This window comes from Phnomibacter sp., from assembly GCF_036803085.1.
In the GTDB taxonomy this organism is placed as follows: domain Bacteria; phylum Bacteroidota; class Bacteroidia; order Chitinophagales; family Chitinophagaceae; genus Phnomibacter.
Genome location: NZ_DAIRUZ010000002.1, coordinates 719,893 through 739,512 on the forward strand (window position 1 = coordinate 719,893; position 19,620 = coordinate 739,512).

At 50.5% G+C, this 19,620-nt stretch carries 14 protein-coding genes; 12 read left to right on the forward strand and 2 right to left on the reverse strand.

Annotated elements, in window-relative coordinates:
• Positions 1-137 precede the first annotated feature (137 nt).
• The 9 genes from V7Q13_RS06805 (at position 138) to V7Q13_RS06845 (ending at position 10,207) form a co-directional block, all read left to right on the forward strand.
• Complete coding sequence (locus V7Q13_RS06805) at positions 138-1,031, forward strand: hypothetical protein (RefSeq protein ID WP_333799929.1); 894 nt, start codon at positions 138-140, stop codon at positions 1,029-1,031.
• Between the two features lie 83 nt (positions 1,032-1,114).
• Entirely contained in the window at positions 1,115-2,026 is a 912-nt protein-coding gene (locus V7Q13_RS06810) for a class I SAM-dependent methyltransferase (RefSeq protein ID WP_333799930.1), read from the forward strand.
• Complete coding sequence (locus V7Q13_RS06815) at positions 1,968-2,954, forward strand: glycosyltransferase family 2 protein (protein WP_333799931.1); 987 nt, start codon at positions 1,968-1,970, stop codon at positions 2,952-2,954. Before V7Q13_RS06810 ends, V7Q13_RS06815 begins: the two co-directional genes overlap by 59 nt.
• A gap of 262 nt (positions 2,955-3,216) precedes the next feature.
• Complete coding sequence (locus V7Q13_RS06820) at positions 3,217-3,858, forward strand: class I SAM-dependent methyltransferase (RefSeq protein WP_333799932.1); 642 nt, start codon at positions 3,217-3,219, stop codon at positions 3,856-3,858.
• 13 nt (positions 3,859-3,871) lie between these two features.
• A complete protein-coding gene (locus V7Q13_RS06825; protein ID WP_333799933.1) occupies positions 3,872-4,990 on the forward strand; it encodes a glycosyltransferase family 4 protein in 1,119 nt (372 codons plus the stop codon).
• A gap of 468 nt (positions 4,991-5,458) precedes the next feature.
• Positions 5,459-6,460: a glycosyltransferase family 4 protein gene (locus V7Q13_RS06830; RefSeq protein ID WP_333799934.1), complete on the forward strand. Its 1,002-nt coding sequence runs from the start codon at positions 5,459-5,461 to the stop codon at positions 6,458-6,460.
• A gap of 3 nt (positions 6,461-6,463) precedes the next feature.
• Positions 6,464-7,819: a hypothetical protein gene (locus V7Q13_RS06835; RefSeq protein ID WP_333799935.1), complete on the forward strand. Its 1,356-nt coding sequence runs from the start codon at positions 6,464-6,466 to the stop codon at positions 7,817-7,819.
• A gap of 4 nt (positions 7,820-7,823) precedes the next feature.
• Positions 7,824-9,023: a glycosyltransferase family 4 protein gene (locus tag V7Q13_RS06840; protein ID WP_333799936.1), complete on the forward strand. Its 1,200-nt coding sequence runs from the start codon at positions 7,824-7,826 to the stop codon at positions 9,021-9,023.
• Positions 9,024-9,025: 2 nt separating this feature from the next.
• The gene (locus V7Q13_RS06845; protein WP_333799937.1) at positions 9,026-10,207 is read left to right on the forward strand and encodes a glycosyltransferase family 4 protein; all 1,182 of its coding nucleotides are present in this window, start codon (positions 9,026-9,028) and stop codon (positions 10,205-10,207) included.
• Positions 10,208-10,384: 177 nt separating this feature from the next.
• Here V7Q13_RS06845 and V7Q13_RS06850 read toward each other — a convergent pair whose 3' ends face one another.
• A complete protein-coding gene (locus V7Q13_RS06850) occupies positions 10,385-11,425 on the reverse strand; it encodes an NAD-dependent epimerase/dehydratase family protein (RefSeq protein ID WP_333799938.1) in 1,041 nt (346 codons plus the stop codon).
• A gap of 151 nt (positions 11,426-11,576) precedes the next feature.
• Here V7Q13_RS06850 and asnB point away from each other — a divergent pair, with 151 nt between their 5' ends.
• From asnB to V7Q13_RS06865, 3 genes are all read left to right on the forward strand, one after another.
• Entirely contained in the window at positions 11,577-14,474 is a 2,898-nt protein-coding gene (gene asnB / locus V7Q13_RS06855; protein ID WP_333799939.1) for an asparagine synthase (glutamine-hydrolyzing), read from the forward strand.
• Positions 14,475-14,539: 65 nt separating this feature from the next.
• Positions 14,540-17,440 carry a carbamoyltransferase C-terminal domain-containing protein gene (locus V7Q13_RS06860; protein WP_333799940.1) on the forward strand — a complete coding sequence of 967 codons (2,901 nt, stop codon included), beginning with the start codon at positions 14,540-14,542 and terminating at the stop codon, positions 17,438-17,440.
• A 17-nt stretch (positions 17,441-17,457) separates the two neighbouring features.
• Entirely contained in the window at positions 17,458-18,204 is a 747-nt protein-coding gene (locus tag V7Q13_RS06865) for a glycosyltransferase family 2 protein (RefSeq protein WP_333799941.1), read from the forward strand.
• 74 nt (positions 18,205-18,278) lie between these two features.
• Here the strand turns inward: V7Q13_RS06865 and V7Q13_RS06870 are convergent, their stop codons facing one another.
• A complete protein-coding gene (locus V7Q13_RS06870) occupies positions 18,279-19,520 on the reverse strand; it encodes a DUF1015 domain-containing protein (protein WP_333799942.1) in 1,242 nt (413 codons plus the stop codon).
• Between the last annotated feature and the right edge of the window lie 100 nt (positions 19,521-19,620).

Genomic DNA, 19,620 nt, shown 5'->3' on the forward strand with positions numbered 1-19,620 from the left:
GTATTCTCTTCTTACATCCAAATTCGCCCGACTATTTATGTGCCAGCTTATTTCATGGCCTAAGAGAAATATATGGTACCAACTGCGTGGACCTGCCCCGGTTCGATTGTATGTATGCACCCATAAAACGGGGTGTGTTGAATAAAATCAGGGGGCATGGTTTCACTTTGTATGGATTATTAGAAGACATACCGGAGCTGGAAGAAGAACGTTTTTTTATTTGGCAAAAAAACATTGCAGCTTTTGACTTGTACATTATCGCCGACATCTGGAACAGTTGGCGGATGCTCGACCAATTGCTGGAGCACGTTGATACCCGGAAAATTCTGATTGTTGACTCTGGAGATACAAATCGCTTTTTTCCTTGGAACAATTTGAAAACTTCATGGCGAGGTATTTGGCGTAAAAGAAAACTATTGAAGCATTGTTTAGGATATGCCAAGCGGGAGATACCTGCCCGTTGGTCTGAAGCAGTCGGCCCCGCTATGCAGCTTTTGCCCAATAGCCTATACAAAAGTTTACTTCCGGAAAAAATTTTACCCATCAGTTTTGGCATTCCGGGTTCCAAAATCAGTTACATAACCCCCGCTCAGAAAACACAACGCTTTACCACACACATAGTGGATGCAGACATTGCATCTGTGTTACATCATAACAAGCACACTGAAAGCTATGCTTTTACGAATGAGCAAGATTACTACGCTGATATCCAGAAAAGCATGTATGGCATTACTACCAAAAGAAGTGGATGGGATTGTTTGAGACACTACGAATTCGCTGCCAATGGCGCTGTGCTATGCTTTCAAGATTTGAATAAAAAACCTGCCATGTCTGCTCCACATGGCTTAAACGAAAGCAACTCCATTTGCTATACAAATTTTACAGATTTAGAAAATAAGCTTAATGCCATTGCTGAAAAAGACTACGAGAAACTGTTGCAGAACAGTTATCGATGGATTGAACAACACACAACAGCTGCCGTTGCTCAACGACTGATAGCAAGCATTCACCCTACACTGCCAAAAGATTAGTCGTTTAAACCCCATTGCTAATGAGTTTTCGTTGCAAAGCTTGTCATCACACAAAAATTGAAAAGCATCTTTCAGCAAAAGAAATGATGCGTGGAACCAGAGCAGTATTCGACTATACAGTTTGCGAAAACTGTGGCAGCTTGCAATTACTGGATGAACCGGCCGATATGTCGGCATACTATAGCCAAGGCTACTACAGTACCAATCATGCAGTAGAGGGGTTATTTCAGCCGGCATGGAAAGCTTGGCTGAAACAATACAGAGATGCCTATTGGATAACAGGCAAAGGTTGGTTGGGAAAACACATTCAACAACGCATGCCTAACAAATCCATTGAACTGGCAAACCTGCGGCACTTAGAACTCACTTCCTCTACACGCATTTTAGATGTTGGTTGTGGCACAGGTACCATTCCCTATGTATTGTACAATGCAGGGTTCAAACAAATTACTGGCCTAGAACCCTTCATACAAGAAGACATTCATTACGCCAATGGATTGACGATAAAAAAAGGGTGGCTTGCCGATTATGCGGATGAACCTTTCGATCTCATCATGTTCAATCATTCATTCGAACATTTGTCATCACCACACGAATACCTGGATGCCGCTTACAAACTCTTAAAACCGCATGGGCAGTTGCTCATACGGATTCCTACTGTTTCTTCTTTCGCCTTTCAACAATATCAGGAAAACTGGGTGCAATTGGATGCCCCCCGTCATGCCATGCTGTACTCCAGAAAGGGTATCGAACTGCTGGCAAAAGCACACCAATTCCACCTGCAGGTAATGATAGATGAAGGCACTTCCTTTCAATTCATCGGCAGCGAACAATACCGGATGGACATTCCGCTACATGGCGACAAACGCAGCTGGTTTGAAGGAAATACAGAGCTCTTTACGCCAGTCCAAATCCGTCAGTTTGAAGAGCAGGCGAATGAACTCAATAGAACTGGGAATAGCGATTCTATTGCTGTCACACTCCAAAAGCGATAACCCCCTGAAAGCCTCGGTCATCATACCCACCTACAACTATGCCGAGTTCATTGGCCGTGCCATTGAATCGGTGCTGGCACAGCAATACCCGGCAGTAGAAATCATCGTGGTAGATGATGGCAGCACCGATGATACAACAGCTGTAATTGCAGCCTTGCAACAGCAGCTACCAATGCTCCAATACCATGCGCAGCCCAACAGCGGCAAAGCAGTGGCTACACAACAGGGCATTGCACTCGCCACCGGCGATTTCATTTTCACCCTCGATGCCGACGATTGGTTGCTCCCCGGCAAGCTGGCTGCTACAGCAGCCGTGTTGCAGCAATACCCTTCCGTGGTACATGTGGCCAGTCCGGCACAAATACAATGGCAGGAGGGCAGGCAACCGGTAGCCGAACCCATCCCCACTGCATTACTCGGGCAGCCGCTCAAAGGCACCGAGGTATTGCAATATTTCTTTCAGCGCAATAGGCTGTTCGGCGGCGGCTCTTCGTTTGCCATGCGTACCGCAGCAGCCAAACAAATCCAATGGCAGCCCGCCATCGATATGTACACCGACGAATGGTTAGTGATTGCCGCCCTGCTGTCCGGCGATACCTATTTCCTGCCCGAGCCCTACAGTGTGTGGTGGGTACACCAGCGCAATTACTCGGGCAGCGGGGGAGAAGCCCTGCTGCAAAAACAGGCCCGCCTTCGACAATCGAGCCTGGCAATATTGCAGCAGTTAGCCAACATACATGCACCCGCATGGCTGCAAAACGCCTATCAGCTCAAACACGATACCCGTGAGCTGGCCTGGCAGGAAGCCGCATACAGCAAAACCTTGTCCGGCATCTGGGCCTACACCCGCCGCCACCTGCTCAGTGGCCGCCATCGCCTCAGCACCCTCTGGCACTACCACGCCTTTCAACGCTTGCTGAAATGGTAATGATAAAAAACACTACACAGGATGATGGTAAACAATACCGCATTCAATTGCACAGAGGGAGGAGTGGGCCGGGCAATCCCGATAGCTATCGGGATTCTTTGTACGCAAGCTCCCATTCCGCTTGCCTTTCTTTTTTTCAAGAAAAAGAAAGTAACAAGGCTGACACTAAAGACATGTAAATATTTCTTTAGCTGTTTGCATACAAAGGATACAGATTCCATTACTGTTTAGAAGTCGTTTACTCAACTATCAACCATTTACCATGCTCATAGAAAGAGCCAACGCTGGCTTACATCATTCCATCTGGGCGCAGCTCATAGCTCCCTTGCTTCCCCTTTCCTCCGTGATGGACATCGGCTGCGGCAGCGGTGCCTGGCTGTCGCGGTTCGAGCAAGCCGGTACACAGCAGCTGCTCGGCCTCGATTTGGATACCGCTCAGTTTCAACTGCAACAGGTGCCCACCATCGCTATGAACTTCGACCATTACCGCAACGAAGTGTTTGGCAGTTTCCAACTCATCACCTGTTTGGAATTAATCGAGCACCTCGAAAATCCCGGGCATGTCATCAGCATGATACAGCACAACCTTGCTCAGGATGGTTGCTGCATTATGAGTACGCCCAACATACACAGCCGAAATGCCCGGCTACGCTATGCCCTCAAAGGGGAACTGGGCCATTTCGATACCAAAAGCGACCCCACTCATATTTATCCTGTATACACCGACAACCTCAAAAAACTGTTGCAGCGTCGGGGCCTGCGCATCGATAGCATCCATCATTTTCCCGAAGGCCGGTCGCTCAACTACAATGCACCCATTCGCCTGCTGGCAGGTCTGCTCAGTCCATGGATGAAAAAAACCTACGAAGGCGACAACATCATTTATATCATCCGGCACCAATAAGCATCCGTTGCACTTGCCATCCTTGCTCATCATTACCCCCAACTATGCCCCGCTGATATGCGGCGTAGGGCACCACAGCCAAGTGCTGGCCGGCAGGTTGCGCCAACGGGGTTGGACAGTGAGCATCCTCACCAAAAGAACGCATGGCTGGTGTTTACTGCAAGAAGGCGCAGCCGAGCAACCCATGGGTAAGCAGCTGCAAAAAGCCATTCTGCAAAGCTTGCCACACATACCTGCCAATACCAAACTGCTCTGGCAATATGCCCCCAACGGATTCAGCAACAAAGGCATGCCGGTTTTCCTGATAGCCCTCATGCTTCGCCTACGGCTACAGGGCATTCGTCAATACATCTTTTTCCACGAAATAGCCATGCGTACCCTTGGCTATGGGAGTCGGCAAATGCTCTTGTCGATGGTACAAAAATGGCTGGCCAACAAGATGAATGTTTTGGCCAACGCTTCCGCCACCAGCATCGCATTATATCAGCAATATTGCTGGTTGTACAAACCCATCATCATACCGGCGGGCAGCAATTTCCAACTGCCGCAGCAGCCACAGGCACCGATAGTAAGTGAGGGTTTGCGTTGCTGCTGTTTTACCAACCGTTGCAGCTATGCCCTGTTGCAAGCCTTTGCACAATGGCTGGTAGAAAATCCGGCGCATCAGGTCATCCTCATAGGGCAGGCAAATCCGGTGCAAACAGCACAAATACAACAGTGGTTAGCTGCACTCCACCTGCAGTCATCGGTACAATGTCTGGGAGCATTACCCGCAACCGATATGATGGACCAATTACTGCTAAGTGATATTGTACTGCAATGGCAGCCCCGAACAGCCAACGGGCAGGGTGGCGTATCGGCCAAAAACGGTACTATCGCCGCCGCCATGCAAGCAGGCAAACCCATCATCAGCATCGCCGGCGACATGACCGAAACCACCTACTTCAGGCACGGGCAAACCTGCTGGCTCTTACAAGAAGACAGCCCGCAAGCCTGGCTGGATGCTTTGCAAGAACTCGGCAGCAAAGCCTCCCTGCGCCAACAACTGGGTCATGCCGCTCAAACCTGCTATCAGCAATACATGAGCGATACCGTATTAACCGACCAATTCGAACAACTGTTGAATACTTAGCACATTTGAAAACCTGTTAGCAGTTCGGCTGGTGTGCCAAAATGAATACATTCATTTGTCCGAAAGAATTAGACGCAGATTTTACGGAGAAGTTCGGATGTTCACAGATTCTTCTCTACTACCATCCAACATCCAGTTCAATTGGACGCGGATTTGTAGGATAAAGCCGGATGTACATAGCTAAAACAAAATTTCTCCGTGACCTCTGATAGCTATCCCGCCTGCTGCGGGACAAGTTGTGCGAAAGCAAACATTTGCCGAAGGCAAATAAAAACCTCCGTGCTCTCCGTGCCTCTGTGCGAAACCAAACCTCATTTGCCGAAGGCAAATACCTCCACAGCTCCATTTTCAAATTTTCAAATTAGCACATTAGCTAATTAACTCATCAGCACATTACCCTCCGAGTCCTCTGTGAGCCCTGTGCGAAACACACCCATTAGCACATTTCCAAATTAGCTAATTATCACATTGAACATCGTTCTCTACTCCCCCCGTTTCTATCCCCTCCTCGGTGGCCTCGAAAGAGTCACCATGGCCTGGGCTACCTATTGGCAGCAACAGGGGCATACGGTCACGGTCATCACCCACACCCCCAACCCGAAGCCCGACAACTGCACTTACCGCATCCTGCGCCAACCATCACTTTGGCAACAATGGCAGGCCATGCGCCGGGCCGATGTCGTACTCATGCTCAATATTTCCCTGAAAGGCTTGCCACTGGTTTGGTTGGCGGGCAAACCACTCTTCATCAGCCACCATACCCTGCTTACAGACGGCCACTATGCCCGGCAATGGCGGCAGCAACTCAAAAGGTTCATTTGCAACCGCTTTGCCCGGCTCAACATTTGCTGCAGCCATTACGTAGCCCGCAGCCTGCGCCGTACCGTGGTGGTGCACAGTCCTTACGATGCCAGCCTGTTTCAACCCGGCAGCGGCGAAAGAAATCCCGGCAGCATCTTGTTTGTCGGCCGCCTCGTTAGCGACAAAGGCATCCACACTCTGCTCGAAGCTGCAGCCCTCTTGCAACAACAGGGGCTGCCATTTCAGCTCAGCATCGCCGGCGACGGACCGCTCCGCGAAGAACTGCAGGCCTTCAGCAACTCCCAACAACTCACTCAAATTCAGTGGTTGGGCGCAATAAACCAGCACCAGCTGGTACGGCTCATGCAACAGCACCAGATGGTTGTCGTACCCTCATTAGTAGAACCCTTTGGCACCGTAGTGCCAGAAGCACTGGCCTGTGGTTGCACCGTTATTTGCAGCAACAGCGGGGGCCTGCCCGAAGCAGCCGGCGGATTAGCCACAATGGTACGGGCCGGAGATGCAGCAGCGCTGGCGTCGGCCATCCAGGCAGCATTACTATCACCAAATAAGCCCATCGCAACTGCGGCAATGGCTGCACATTTGCAGGGGCTTACCGTTCCGGCATCGGCCGATGCAGTGCTTAGAGCCATTCAACAACATTTGTAACACATGCGCCTGCTACCCAAGCATACCAACAACGAAATGAGGTGGTACCTCATCCTGTTTTTGCTGGCCGCATTGGGTGGGGCGGTACGCAAATGGGGCACCAGCAGCGGGGCCGTTTCCAATGTGATCCTGGGTCTGCAAATGATTGTACCCTTTTTGATGGTGTATTTCCGCAGTCCCAACTGCTACACCCCATTCAGTCAGCACAAAATATTGCTGTTCTATTTTTTCTACATGGCCTTCCATATCATTCACCCCCTGCAGCTCACGTTTATGCACGGTGTGTTTGGCATCTTGGTACATGGTGGTTTTTGGCTGGGCATCTTTTACTATTTCTCCAACCGGCACCTCTTCGATCCCCGGCAATACATGTATGTTTTTTTAATAGTGGCCATTATAGAAGTAGCGCTGGCCTTTGTTCAATATCAATTACCACCCAATCATATCCTCAACAAATACGCCAGCGATTTGATTGAAGTGGCCACGGTGGGCGATCGGGTGCGGGTAACGGGCACCTTCAGCTTTCTCAGCGGCTACACGGCTTATACCATGTTTTTTGCCCTCATGATTTGGGGCATGATTCGGATGCGTTTGCCCCAGTGGATGATTTTTACAGCCATCCCTGCCGGCCTTATTGCCACCTTCATGACCGGCTCCCGAAGCGGACTGGTAATCTACTTTTTGTTTGTAGGAGGAATCCTATTTACCGAATACCCAGCGGGAAAAATCTTCGCTTTATTGGGAAGATTGATCATTCCCGCTATGATTTTTACGGCCGTCATTTTATTGTACAAGAAAATACCGGTATTCGAGCAGGCGGAAAAAGCGTACGACAATTTCATGGCAAGGGTAGAAGCCAACCAAAAATCGGGTGAACAAAATGCCCGGTTCACCACAGATTTATGGTACCTGCAAAACGGTCGATTTAAAAACCCGATCATAGGTGTTGGATTAGGAAGCACCTACCAAGGTGCCACCCAATTATTTGGCACCAGCAGATCTGTATTGGAGTTCGGCTACGTAGAAACAGAATTTACCCGCATTCTTTTGGAAGGCGGTGTTTTACTGCTGTTATTTAAACTCTCCCTTGGCCTCATTATGGCCCTCAATCTATCTTTTGGCGGTTTTATGCGCTGGGCAGTATGGCTGGTAGTGGCATTTGCGCAGCCCATCGTGTACAACCCGCACAATGCTGCCTTTTTATTACTCGGCATTATCCTCGTCGACAACATCATTTGGCGGCAAAAAATAGAACGCAAGCACCAATGGGAGCTTTACCAAAAAGCACGGCAAGGGGCAACCCAAACAGCCGCCACAGATACAGCACCACCACCCATTGCTATAGGCACAACTTCCTGATGTCGTGACACAACCTGCCGTTTTACTCACCCATCCGGGTACCCAATACAGCCACGCACTGGCCGCTCAACTGCACCGCCAAAGCATGCTTTACCGCTTTGCCACCGGCATTGCTTTTGGCAAGAGGTATAGCTGGCTACCGAAAGCCCTGCAAAGCCGGTTACTGCCCACTGTACCCGATGCCCTCCTGCACCGCCAGTGGCGCACCGAATACCACAGCCTGCGCCAACTGCGCAAAGGCAGCGATGCCGAAAACATCCTCCACCAACGCAACCAACGCTTTCAAGAGCAACTGCCCGATGCCCTGCTGCAAGCCGCCGACTGCATCATTGGCTTTGATACCAGCTCCTGGATATTGGCTCAACGGGCTGCAAAATGGCGCAAACCTTTTGTGCTCGATGCCAGCATTGCCCACCCACGCCTCAAAGAATCCATCTATACCCAACTGCGGGAGCAATACCCGCAATGGCAGCAGCAACTCATCCCCAAAAGCGAAGCCTTCCTGCAACTCGAACAAACCGAAATGCAACATGCTACCCACATAGTAGCAGCTACGTCTTTTACCAAAAACAGCTACATCGCCCAAGGCATTCCTGCCGATAAAATCAGCATCAATCCTTACGGCGTCAACCTCGGTTACTTCCACAGCAAATGGGATCAACCGGTAGCTGAAAAACAGAAAGTCATTTTTGCCTTTCTCGGCAGCATCAATGCCCGCAAAGGCATCCCTTGGTTGCTGAAAATTTGGCCCGCCATTCATGCCCAATACCCGCAGGCTGAGCTGCAGCTGGCCGGCTATGGTCAATGGCCGGCACAACTGCCCCTGCCCAAGGGCGTTGTACTAAAAGGCCCCATTCATCCCGCCGACCGGCTCGCTTTTTTGCAGCAGGCCGATGTGTTTGTCTTCCCCAGCTTTTTTGAAGGTTTTGCACAAACCATCATCGAAGCCATGGCCTGTGGACTGCCTGTAATTACCACCACGCATACCGTGGGGCCCGAAGTGATTGAAAACAACCAGCACGGATTTGTGCTCACACCCGGAGATGATGATGCGCTGACAAAAGCCATGATTCATTTTCTGGAACAGCCAGATACCATCCGCCCCATGGGCGAAGCGGCCCGCCGGCAGGTATTGCCCTACACCTGGCAGGCCTATGGCGATCGCTGGGCACACATCATTCACCAACTGCTGCAGTCTTCATAACAATGCGACCGTTCATTTTCATCCATACCCATCCCATCCAGTACTTTGCGCCGCTCTACCAATACCTGATCAGCAAAGGCATGGCCTTGCAGGTATGGTACTGTGCTGCTGGCAGCCGCCCCGATGGCTACGATGCCGAATTCGGACAAGCCGTACAGTGGGACATACCGCTACTCGAAGGATATTCGTATCGCATCTTTCCCAACAAAGCCAGCGCTGCACAGCAGGCCGCTAAAGGCTTTTCAGCCTTTCACAACCCCGCCATGCTGCAAGCCCTGCAGCAAGAACCACCCAGCATCGTAGTGGTGCATGGCTGGAACTACCGCACTTATGTACAACTGCTGCAACAGGCCAAACGATATGGGCATCAGCTGGCTTTCAGAGCAGAAACCAATGCCGCCATGGAAATGGCCCGCCCCCGCTGGCAACAACTGCTACGCAAATACATGTTGCGTTACTTGTTGCGCCACGTTGATTATTTCCTCTACATCGGCCAGCAAAGCAAACAGTTCTATACCCGGCTGGGCATACCACAGCAGCAACTGCATTGTACGCCCTATGCCGTCGACAATCAACGGTTTCAACATGCAGCACAACAACTGCACAAATCTGCAGTACGTGAGCAACTCCGATTGCCCGCCGAAGCCAGTATTTTTTTATGCTCGGGTAAATACATCGATAAAAAAAGACCGATGGATGTGCTCCGTGCTTTTGCACAGCTGCGGCATCCGCAGGCACATTTGCTGATGATGGGCGAAGGCGCCCTGCGGCCACAAATGGAAGCATTCATGCAAGCCGAAAACATCGCCCACTTGGTTACACTCACCGGCTTCATCAATCAAAAGGACGTTGCCAATTATTACGCCGCTGCCGATGCCTTCATCATGAGCAGTGATTATGGCGAAACCTGGGGCCTCAGTGTCAACGAAGCCATGAACTTCGGCTTGCCCCTCATCCTCAGTCATCGGGTGGGCTGTGCCCCCGACCTACTGCTGCCCGGCCAAAACGGTTGGCAATATACTTGTGGAAATGTGGATGCCTTGCAGCAATGCATGCAAGCATTCCTCCATACCGATGCCGGTACCCGTGCCGCCATGCAGGCACAATCTCTCCGGCGCATCAACCAATACAATTTCGCCGCCATCGAAGCCACCCTGCGCCAGCTGGCGGCAGACAGGCAATAGCTCGTAGCCTTACTACAGCTTTTCTCGAAGGCCCCATCTTCACTGGCCTTCTTTTCCCAAATTAGTTTTGAAAGAATTGAAAAATGCTCCGACAACAGTCATTAGATTCCACACTACATCCCAGCGGTAAAAACTATCTGTAATTTCTTGGCGTTTTAGCGCCTTCGCATTGTGTCTTCAGCTCATCCGCTGCACTATCTGCCGGAAACATTCTTCCAATGAAATCGTAATATCCCAACCGGGATAATGACTGCGAATTTTGCGCAGGTCGCTATAGTAACAAATGTGATCGCCTTCGCGGTGCTGCTCCAAATAGCGGTAGCGCATCGGCTTACCGGTAATATTGGCCACCAAATCAAAGGCTTCCAGAATGCTGCAGGTATTGGCCTTGCCACCACCCAGGTTGTATACTTCACCGCTGCGGGGAGCGGCAATAAATGCTTCTATAAAAGCAGCCACATCGGCGCTGTGAATATTATCCCGTACCTGCTTGCCTTTGTAACCGTTAATATGGTATTCCCTGCCTTCCACATTGCAGCGTACCAAAAAACTGAGGAAGCCATGCAGCTCCACGCCGCTGTGGTTGGGCCCAGTGAGGCAGCCACCCCGCAGGCACACCGTAGGCATACCAAAATAGCGGCCATACTCCTGCACCAGCACATCGGCAGCTACTTTGCCGGCGCCAAACAAAGAGTGCTTGCATTGGTCGATGGATAAACTTTCCGGAATGCCATGAGCAAAAGCTGCATCGGCATAATCCCAACGGGTTTCGGTCTCTACCAGTGTAATATCATTGGGCCGGTCGCCATACACTTTGTTGGTGCTCATGTGTACGAAGGGCGCCTCGGGCACATGGCGACGGGCAGCTTCCAACAGGTTGAGCGTACCCACGGCATTGGTATCAAAATCGTCGAAAGGAATTTGTGCCGCTTTGTCGTGGCTGGGCTGTGCCGCAGCATGCACAATGGCATCAGGCTGTATAGAAGCGACCAGCGCAACAAGCTCATCGCGGTGGCGGATGTCAATCTCGTGATGGGTAAAGCCCGGCAGCGTTTGCTGCAAGCGTTGCTGGTTCCAGCGGGTATCGCCTGCTGTGCCAAAAAACACAGCCCGCTGATTGTTGTCAATACCGTGTACTGCCCAACCTTTCCTGCCAAACCATTCGCATACTTCCGAACCTATCAATCCGGATGAGCCTGTAACCAGTATCTTTTTCAAACCAGGGATTTTTGACCTGCGGGCAAGATAAATCAATTGACAGCAACACCGGTATTTCAACAGGCCGTCATTAACTATCCATTGGGGCGTGGGTCAAAATGTTGCACCTTCACCGCAGCGTGATTGACTAACATAGTACCGAATTTGACCCATGTGCCGCATTGCCGGAATCATTGATTTTACACAACCAGAAAATTGCCACCGCATCACCGCCATGCGGGACAGTATGTTGCATGGCGGCCCAGATGATGCGGGCATTTTTCATGCCACTGCTTTGCCCCTCAGTTTTGGCGTTCGCCGGCTATCGCTGCTCGACCTCAGCCTGCAGGGTCACCAGCCCATGCAAACCGCCGATGGCCGCTACCACATTGCTTTCAATGGTGAGCTGTACAACTTTGCCGACATCCGCCGGCAACTACAGCAAGCCGGCCACCTTTTCCATTCGGGTACCGATACCGAAGTGGCCCTCAAAGCTTATGTGCAATGGGGGCTCGATTGCTTCCAACGCTTCAATGGGATGTTTGCCCTCGCTGTGTACGATGCAACGGCCAACACCCTCACGTTGGCCAGAGACCATGCCGGCATGAAGCCCCTTTATTATTATGTCAACGCCCAACAACGGCAGTGTTATTTCGGCTCAGAAGTACGCAGCTTTCATCAGGTAAGGCCCGGCTGGCCCGAAGACGAACACTGGCGCATCCGCTTTTTGGCCTATGGCCACATGCCCGAGCCCCACACCACCCTCAAAGACGTGTACAGCCTGCCCAAGGGCCATTACATGCACATACAGCTGGATAGTTTTCAGCAGCATACACAGGCCTGGCACCAGCCGTATAACGGACCTGCATTGCTGCACGGAGCTGCTGCCAATGATGCCTTGCACCAAAGTATAGAAGCCGCCGTAAAAGACCACATGATAGCCGATGCCCCCATTGGGGTGTTTTTGAGTGGCGGCATCGATAGCTCCATCATTACCACCATGGCTGCAAGGCACCATACGCAGCCCATTGTTACGCTGAGTCTCGATTTTGAAGACGCCAAATACTCAGAAAAAGAATACCAGCAAATCATAGCCCGCCAATGTGGTACTACGCACCATGCGTTTACCATTGACCAAGCACAGTTTCAGGAGCAGCTGCCCGATATTTTGATGGCCCTCGACCAACCCAGCAACGATGGTATCAATGCCTATTTCATTTGTAATTATGCCCGGCAGATTGGTTTGAAAGCAGTACTCAGCGGTATCGGCGGCGATGAACTCTTTGGCGGTTATCCCTCTTTTAAAAGGCAACGTTGGGTAAAACCCTTGCAAACACTGGGCCCACTCTTAGGGCTCGGCAACTGGTCGGCCAAAGACTGGATCAAACGCTTCTCGTATTTACGCCATACATCCGATGCGGCGCAATACCTCTTTCACCGGGGATACTTCAACAGCAGCCAGATAAGCATGCTCACCGGCAGTAGCCTGCAGCAGGTAAATGATGTGTTGCAACTGCAACAACCAGCTGCCATCCTGCGCCACAACAACCCCGCACAGGTGAGCAGCATGGAGCAACATTTTTACCTGCAAAACCAACTGCTCCGCGATACCGATGTCATGAGCATGTGGCACAGCGTAGAAGTCCGCATTCCATTTCTCGATAAGCGGGTGCTGCAAGTGTGTGAGCAAACAGACAACCATACCCGATTCAATACCAGCCAACCGAAGCAGTGGCTGATACAAACCTTTGCCAACGACCTGCCCGAAGCTATTTGGAACCGCAAAAAAATGGGCTTCGCTTTTCCTTTTGGCAAATGGATGCAACCCCTGAGTGTACGGGGTGCCGTACATCCCGAGCTGCCGCATTTTGAAAAGCAATTCGAAAACGGCCATATGCAGTGGAGCCGTTACTGGGCCTACCTGCTCAGTACCAGATTGCCCATTCAAATTGGCAAGCCTAAGCAGCGCATGTTGTTTGCCAGCCTGCGTACATTTTCTGCCATGGGGGGTATCGAAAAATTCAACCGGGCCTATGCCCTTGCCTTGCAGCACAATGCGCTGCAGTACAACTGGCAGGTGGCACATACCTCACTGTACGATGCACAACCCGATACCCGCTATTTTCCGGCGCAGGCATTCATGGGTTTTAGGCAGCACAAATGGGAGTTCGTATGGTATTTCCTCCGGCATCACCGCTACTTCGATACGCATATTCTGGGGCACATCAACCTCAGCATTTGTTTTGCCATTACCAAGTGGTTTAGCAATGCGCAGCGCATTATGCTTACCCATGGTATTGAAGTATGGAGCAAGCCTTCAACGCTGCAGCGGGTAGCACTGCATAGCTGCAGCAATATTTGGACCGTGAGTGCATTTAGTAAAACCAAGTTGAAGGAAATAAATGGTCCTTCATTGCCCGGGGTGCACATTTTTCACAATACACTCGATCCTTTTTTTGAGCAAGAAACAGCGCAGCTGGTTAAGGTTACCCTGCCAGCCCCGTTACCTGCGGGTTACCTGCTTACCATTGCCCGCCTGGCAGATTCCGAAGCTTACAAAGGATACGATAAAGTGATTGCTGTGCTACCCAAATTGCTACAACAATACCCAAACATACAATACATATTGGGTGGCTCAGGCAGTAAACATGAATTGCAACGCATACAGCAGCTGATACAATCGCTGGGATTGGAAAAACATGTAACCCTCACCGGATTTATTCCCGATGAAGCTTTACCTGCTTACTATCAACACGCTGCTGCATTTATTATGCCCAGCCGGAAAGAAGGGTTCGGGATTGTATTTGTAGAAGCTGCCTGGTGCGGCACAAGGGTGATAGCAGGCAATGCCGATGGCTCTCCGGAAGCATTGTTGCAAGGACAGCTCGGCCTGTTAGTAGACCCCCAAAGTGAAGAAAGCATTTTGCAGGCCATTGAAACGGTGCTGCAGCAACCACCGATTTCTCAAGAGGTGCAACAGCAGCAGCGAAGGTTGGTGGCCACCCATTTTTCGTTTGAGCATTTTCAGCAACATCAGGCACAATTACTGCAAGAGAAAGCCCAGACATAATAGCGACCTGTTACGGCTGAATGATTTTACTTCGTAGCGTTACTGCAGCTTATTAACTCCTATCCATGAAGATGCATTATTTGCATATTACTCCTTACTACTTACCCGATGTGGCCTTTGGCGGTCCCGTTTTTTCTGTGTCGGCTTTGTGCGAAGCATTGGTAAAATCTGGACACGAAGTTTCTGTGTACACCGTTGGCTACCAAAGTGAACAACAATACCCATTGCAGCAGGTGGTAAACGGGGTACAGGTAACTTATTTTAAAGGCGATGCCGGCAAACCTTGTCAAATTTCCCGCCACCTGTGGCAGGCATTGCAGCAGAATTGCCATTCTTTTCAGGTGGTGCACCTCCACACCTGGTGGAATGTGCTCATTTTTCGCTCCATTCAGATACTGCAAAAAGCAGGGGTGCCTTTTGTGGTGTCGCCGCGGGGCATGATGAGTGATTACAGTTTTACCCACCGTAAAACATTTGTAAAACGAAACTTCCAAAAGTGGCTGGGGGTAAAACTGCTGCGCCATGCCGGCCTGCATGCCACCAGCCTCGCCGAAGCAGCCGATATGGCGGCCAGAAGCCAACGCAATGAAGCCGACATCCACATTATGCCGAATATGCTGAGCCTGACTGCTGCAAGTGAATACACGCCTGTTGAAGGTGGTTTTTCCATTGGTTTTTTATCGAGGCTGCACCACAAAAAAGGCATTGAAGAACTGCTGAAAGCAGTAGCACTCACTCCAGCCATTACCGAGCTGGTAATAGGTGGCCGTGGCGATGATACCCAATACGAACAAAAGCTACAACAGCAAATAGCCGACTTGGGCATTGCCCACAAAGTGCGGTTTGTAGGCTGGGTAAGCGATGCCGAAAAGCCGGCATTTTTCAAACAGTTTCAGGTTTTTGTGCTGCCCTCTTTCAACGAAAATTTTGCCAACGTGGTAGCCGAAGCCTGGGCAGCCGGCAAACCTACCATTGTAAGCACCGGCGTGGGCATCAGCCATTATGTGGCCGATTACGGATTGGGCTGGATTTGCGAGGCCAATCCGGAGAGCATCAGCCATGTACTCAACACCGCCTGGGAGCAGCAACGTAAATGGCCCGAAATGGGCAATGCAGCCATAGCCCTGGTCAATACTCATTTTACCGATGAGCATATTGTAGCTCAGTACAGCAGCATGTACCAGCAGTTGCAAAACTTAGTCAAGCCTACCCACAACGGATCACAACAACCCGTGTATGTATTGGGCATCAATGCGCACCATGCCGATGCATCGGCAGCATTGCTGAAAAATGGCGAACTTATTGCTGCCATTGAAGAAGAACGCATCCGCCGCATCAAGCACTGGGCAGGCTTTCCTACAGAAGCCATCCGTTTTTGCCTGAGTGAAGCTGGAATTGGGTTCAATGAACTGCAGGCTATCGCCATTAGCCGCGACCCCCGGGCCAAGTGGCTGAAAAAAGCCCGGTTTATGATGGCCCACCCCGAGGCGGTTGGCTTTGCCATACGGGGGCGGCTCAACAATGCTGATGCCATGGCCAGCACTGAGGCAAGCCTCAACCAAATGGCAGTTGCCATGGGGCACCATAAAGTGGGCCATAAAATTTTCCAGATAGAACACCACCGCAGCCATTTGGCCAGTGCTTTTTATGCCTCGGGTATGGAAAAAGCAGCCCTGCTGAGTGTAGACGGCTCGGGCGACTTTAGCACCACCATGATGGGCGTGGGCAACGGGCAGCATATCCAGGTGTTGCAATCCATCGACTTTCCGCATTCCATGGGTATTTTTTATACCGCATTTACCCAGCTGCTTGGCTTTCCGCACTATGGCGATGAGTACAAAGTGATGGGCCTGGCGCCTTACGGCCAACCCGACTATTTTGAAGACCTGAAAGCCGTTGTAAACTGGCACGATGATGGTACTTTCAGCCTGAATGAACAATGGTTTCGGCGGCCGGAAAAAGGGTACGTGACCTATGACGAACAGCATCGTCCACTCATACCAGAATTATTCAGCCCGGCACTGGCCCACAAATTTGGCCCTGTAAGAACCGCCAGCGAACCGCTGGAACAACGCCACAAAAACATGGCCGCTTCGGTGCAAAAAATGCTGGAGGAAACCCTCTTTCACATGCTGCGGCACCTGCACCATCAAACCGGCCTCACCAACCTTTGCCTGGCGGGTGGTGTAGCGCAAAACTCGGTGGCCAACGGAAAAATTACCCGCAACACGCCTTTTACCAAAGTATACGTACCCTCCGCCGGCCACGATGCCGGGCTCTCTATGGGGGCAGCCATGTATGTAAGCCACCAAATGTTACAACTACCCCGTACACAAGGACAGTTTCATGCCTACACAGGCAGTGGATACAGCAACGAGGCCCTGAAAATATTCTTGGAAAAAAGGATGGTTAAACATACATTTATACAAGACAATCAGGAGCTTTACCAAAAGGTGGCCCGTTGTATTGCAGATGGTGGCGTGGTGGGATGGTTCAAAGGCCGCAGTGAATTTGGCCCCAGAGCCCTCGGCAACCGATCCATACTAGCAGATCCCCGACGGGCAGATGCCAAAGACCTGCTCAACAAAAAAATTAAGCGTAGAGAAATCTTCCGCCCCTTTGCGCCCTCTGTACTGGAAGAATACGCCAGTGCGTACTTCGAGTTTTGTGAAGAAGCCCCTTTTATGGAAAAGGTGTTTCCCATTAAGCCCGAGATGCAAAACCAAATTCCCGCAGTAACTCACGTTGATGGAAGTGGCAGGTTACAAACAGTATGTAGAAAATATAATCCGCCTTATTACGACCTGATTGATACTTTCAGGCAATTAACGGGCGTTCCTGTATTGCTGAACACATCCTTCAACGAGAACGAACCAATCGTCAACACCCCTGAAGAAGCCTTAGACTGTTTCGAAAGAACCAGTATGGATATGCTGGTATTGGAAAACTACCTTATCAGCCGTTAAAAAAAGGCCAGCGTGATATGAAAGTTTCTGTAATTACCACATCGTACAACAGTGGGCACACCATCAAAGACACACTCATGAGTGTGGCCACGCAGGATTATGCCAACATTGAACACCTCATTATCGACGGTGGTTCTAAAGATGGCACCATGCAGGTAGTGAGCAAATTCGACCACGTGTCGGTTGCAGTTTCAGAAAAAGATGGCGGCATTTTTCATGCCATGAACAAGGGCCTGCAACTCTGCACCGGCGACGTTATTTGTTTCCTCAACTCTGATGATTGGTACATTAGTCCACACGTTATTTCCAGCGTCGTAAATTGTCTGCAGCAATCGCATTGCAATGTGGCCTATGGCGATTTGCAATATGTGCAGCAGTTTAATCCTGAACGCATAGTTCGCACCTGGAAATCGGGCCGCTTTCGCCGCAAAAACCTGTACTATGGTTGGATGCCACCACACCCCGCCTTTTTTGCCAAAAAAGAAGTGTACGAAGAGGTGGGCTTTTTCAATACCGAACTCACCAGTGCTGCCGATTACGAACTGATGCTCCGCATTTTGCTCAAACACGAACATGATGCCTGCTACATTCCCGAAGTACTGGTAAAAATGCGGCTGGGTGGCTACAGCAACGCATCGCTTAAAAACCGCCTGCGGGCCAATCAGGAAGACCACCAGGCTTGGGTAATGAACGATTTGAAACCCATGATTTTTACCCGCTACCTCAAGCCCATCCGAAAAATTCCACAGTTTCTGTTCAGATAGAATTCTCCAAAAGCAAAGCGGCACTCATGGGTATGAGTGCCGCTTTTTTTATGCGTATTTGTCTGTGTCGATATTTACAGCTGGCCTACCAAATGCGTCAGCAAACCATCGCGGAGCTTGGGCTCAAACCAGGTGCTTTTGGGTGGCATTACGTTGCCGCTGTCGGCTATGTCGAACAGCTGATGAATGGTAACAGGATACAGGCTGAAAGCCACAGCCATTTCGCCACTGTCTACTCTTTCCTGCAAGGCTTCCAACCCACGAATGCCGCCTACAAAATCGATGCGCTTATCCGTCCGCTGGTCCAGAATGCCCAGCACAGGAGCCAACAGGTTGTCTTGCAAAATGGTTACATCCAGCACACCAATCGGGTCGTTGCTATACGTGCCCTCTTTTGCTGTAAGGCGATACCAGGTTTTGTCGAGGTACATGCCAAACTCATGCAATCCTTTCGGATGCAATGGCTTTCTGCCAATGGCTTCTACTGTAAAATGCGTGGCTGTCTTTTCCAGAAAAGCTTCTTTGCTCAGGCCGTTCAAATCGGTCACCACCCGGTTGTAATCCATGATGTACAACTGGTCGGCAGGAAACAATGTGGTAAGGAACCAATCGGCTTTGGCCTTGGCTCTTTCGCTGGTAAATAGTGCCTGGCTTTTGGCCGCACTGGCTGCCCGGTGGTGGCCATCGGCTATATACGTGCAGGGCACTTCAGTTTCAAACAGCTGGGTAATGGTTTCAATCGCCTTGTCGTTGTTGATCACCCATATTTCGTGCTTCACCCCGTCTTCGGCAGTAAAATCGTACACGGCACCACGCTGGGTTTGCCAGTTGGCAATAAACTCATCAATGGCGGCCACATTGCGGTAAGCTAAAAACACGTTGCCGGTTTGAGCTCCCGTATTCACAATGTGCTGAATGCGGTCGTTCTCTTTTTCCGGACGGGTAAACTCGTGTTTCTTGATAATGTCTTTGTTGTAATCTTCCACCGAAGACACACACACCAAACCACTCTGGCTGCGGCCGTTCATGGTAAGGCGGTATAAATAATAGCAGGGTTTGGCTTCTTTAAACAGCACATTGCGGCTCAAAAAAGCCTTGAGGTTACTCTTGGCAGTTTGGTATACCTGCTCATCGTAGGCACTTACCGTATCGGGCAAATCAATTTCGCTGCGGGTAATGTGCAAAAAGCTGTTGGGGTTGCCCCGGGCTTCGTCTTTGGCCTCTGAGCGGCTCATCACGTCGTACGGACGGCTGGCTACGCCTGCGGCAAACTGAGGGTCGGGTCTTAGCGCTTTGAAGGGCTGAATGTGTGCCATGTTGTTTTGACTTACTACTCCTGTTGATCTGATACTAAAAATCGGGGGTGCAATATAGCATATCGTACCCTATTGCAAAGGTTGATACCCGGCAGGGAAA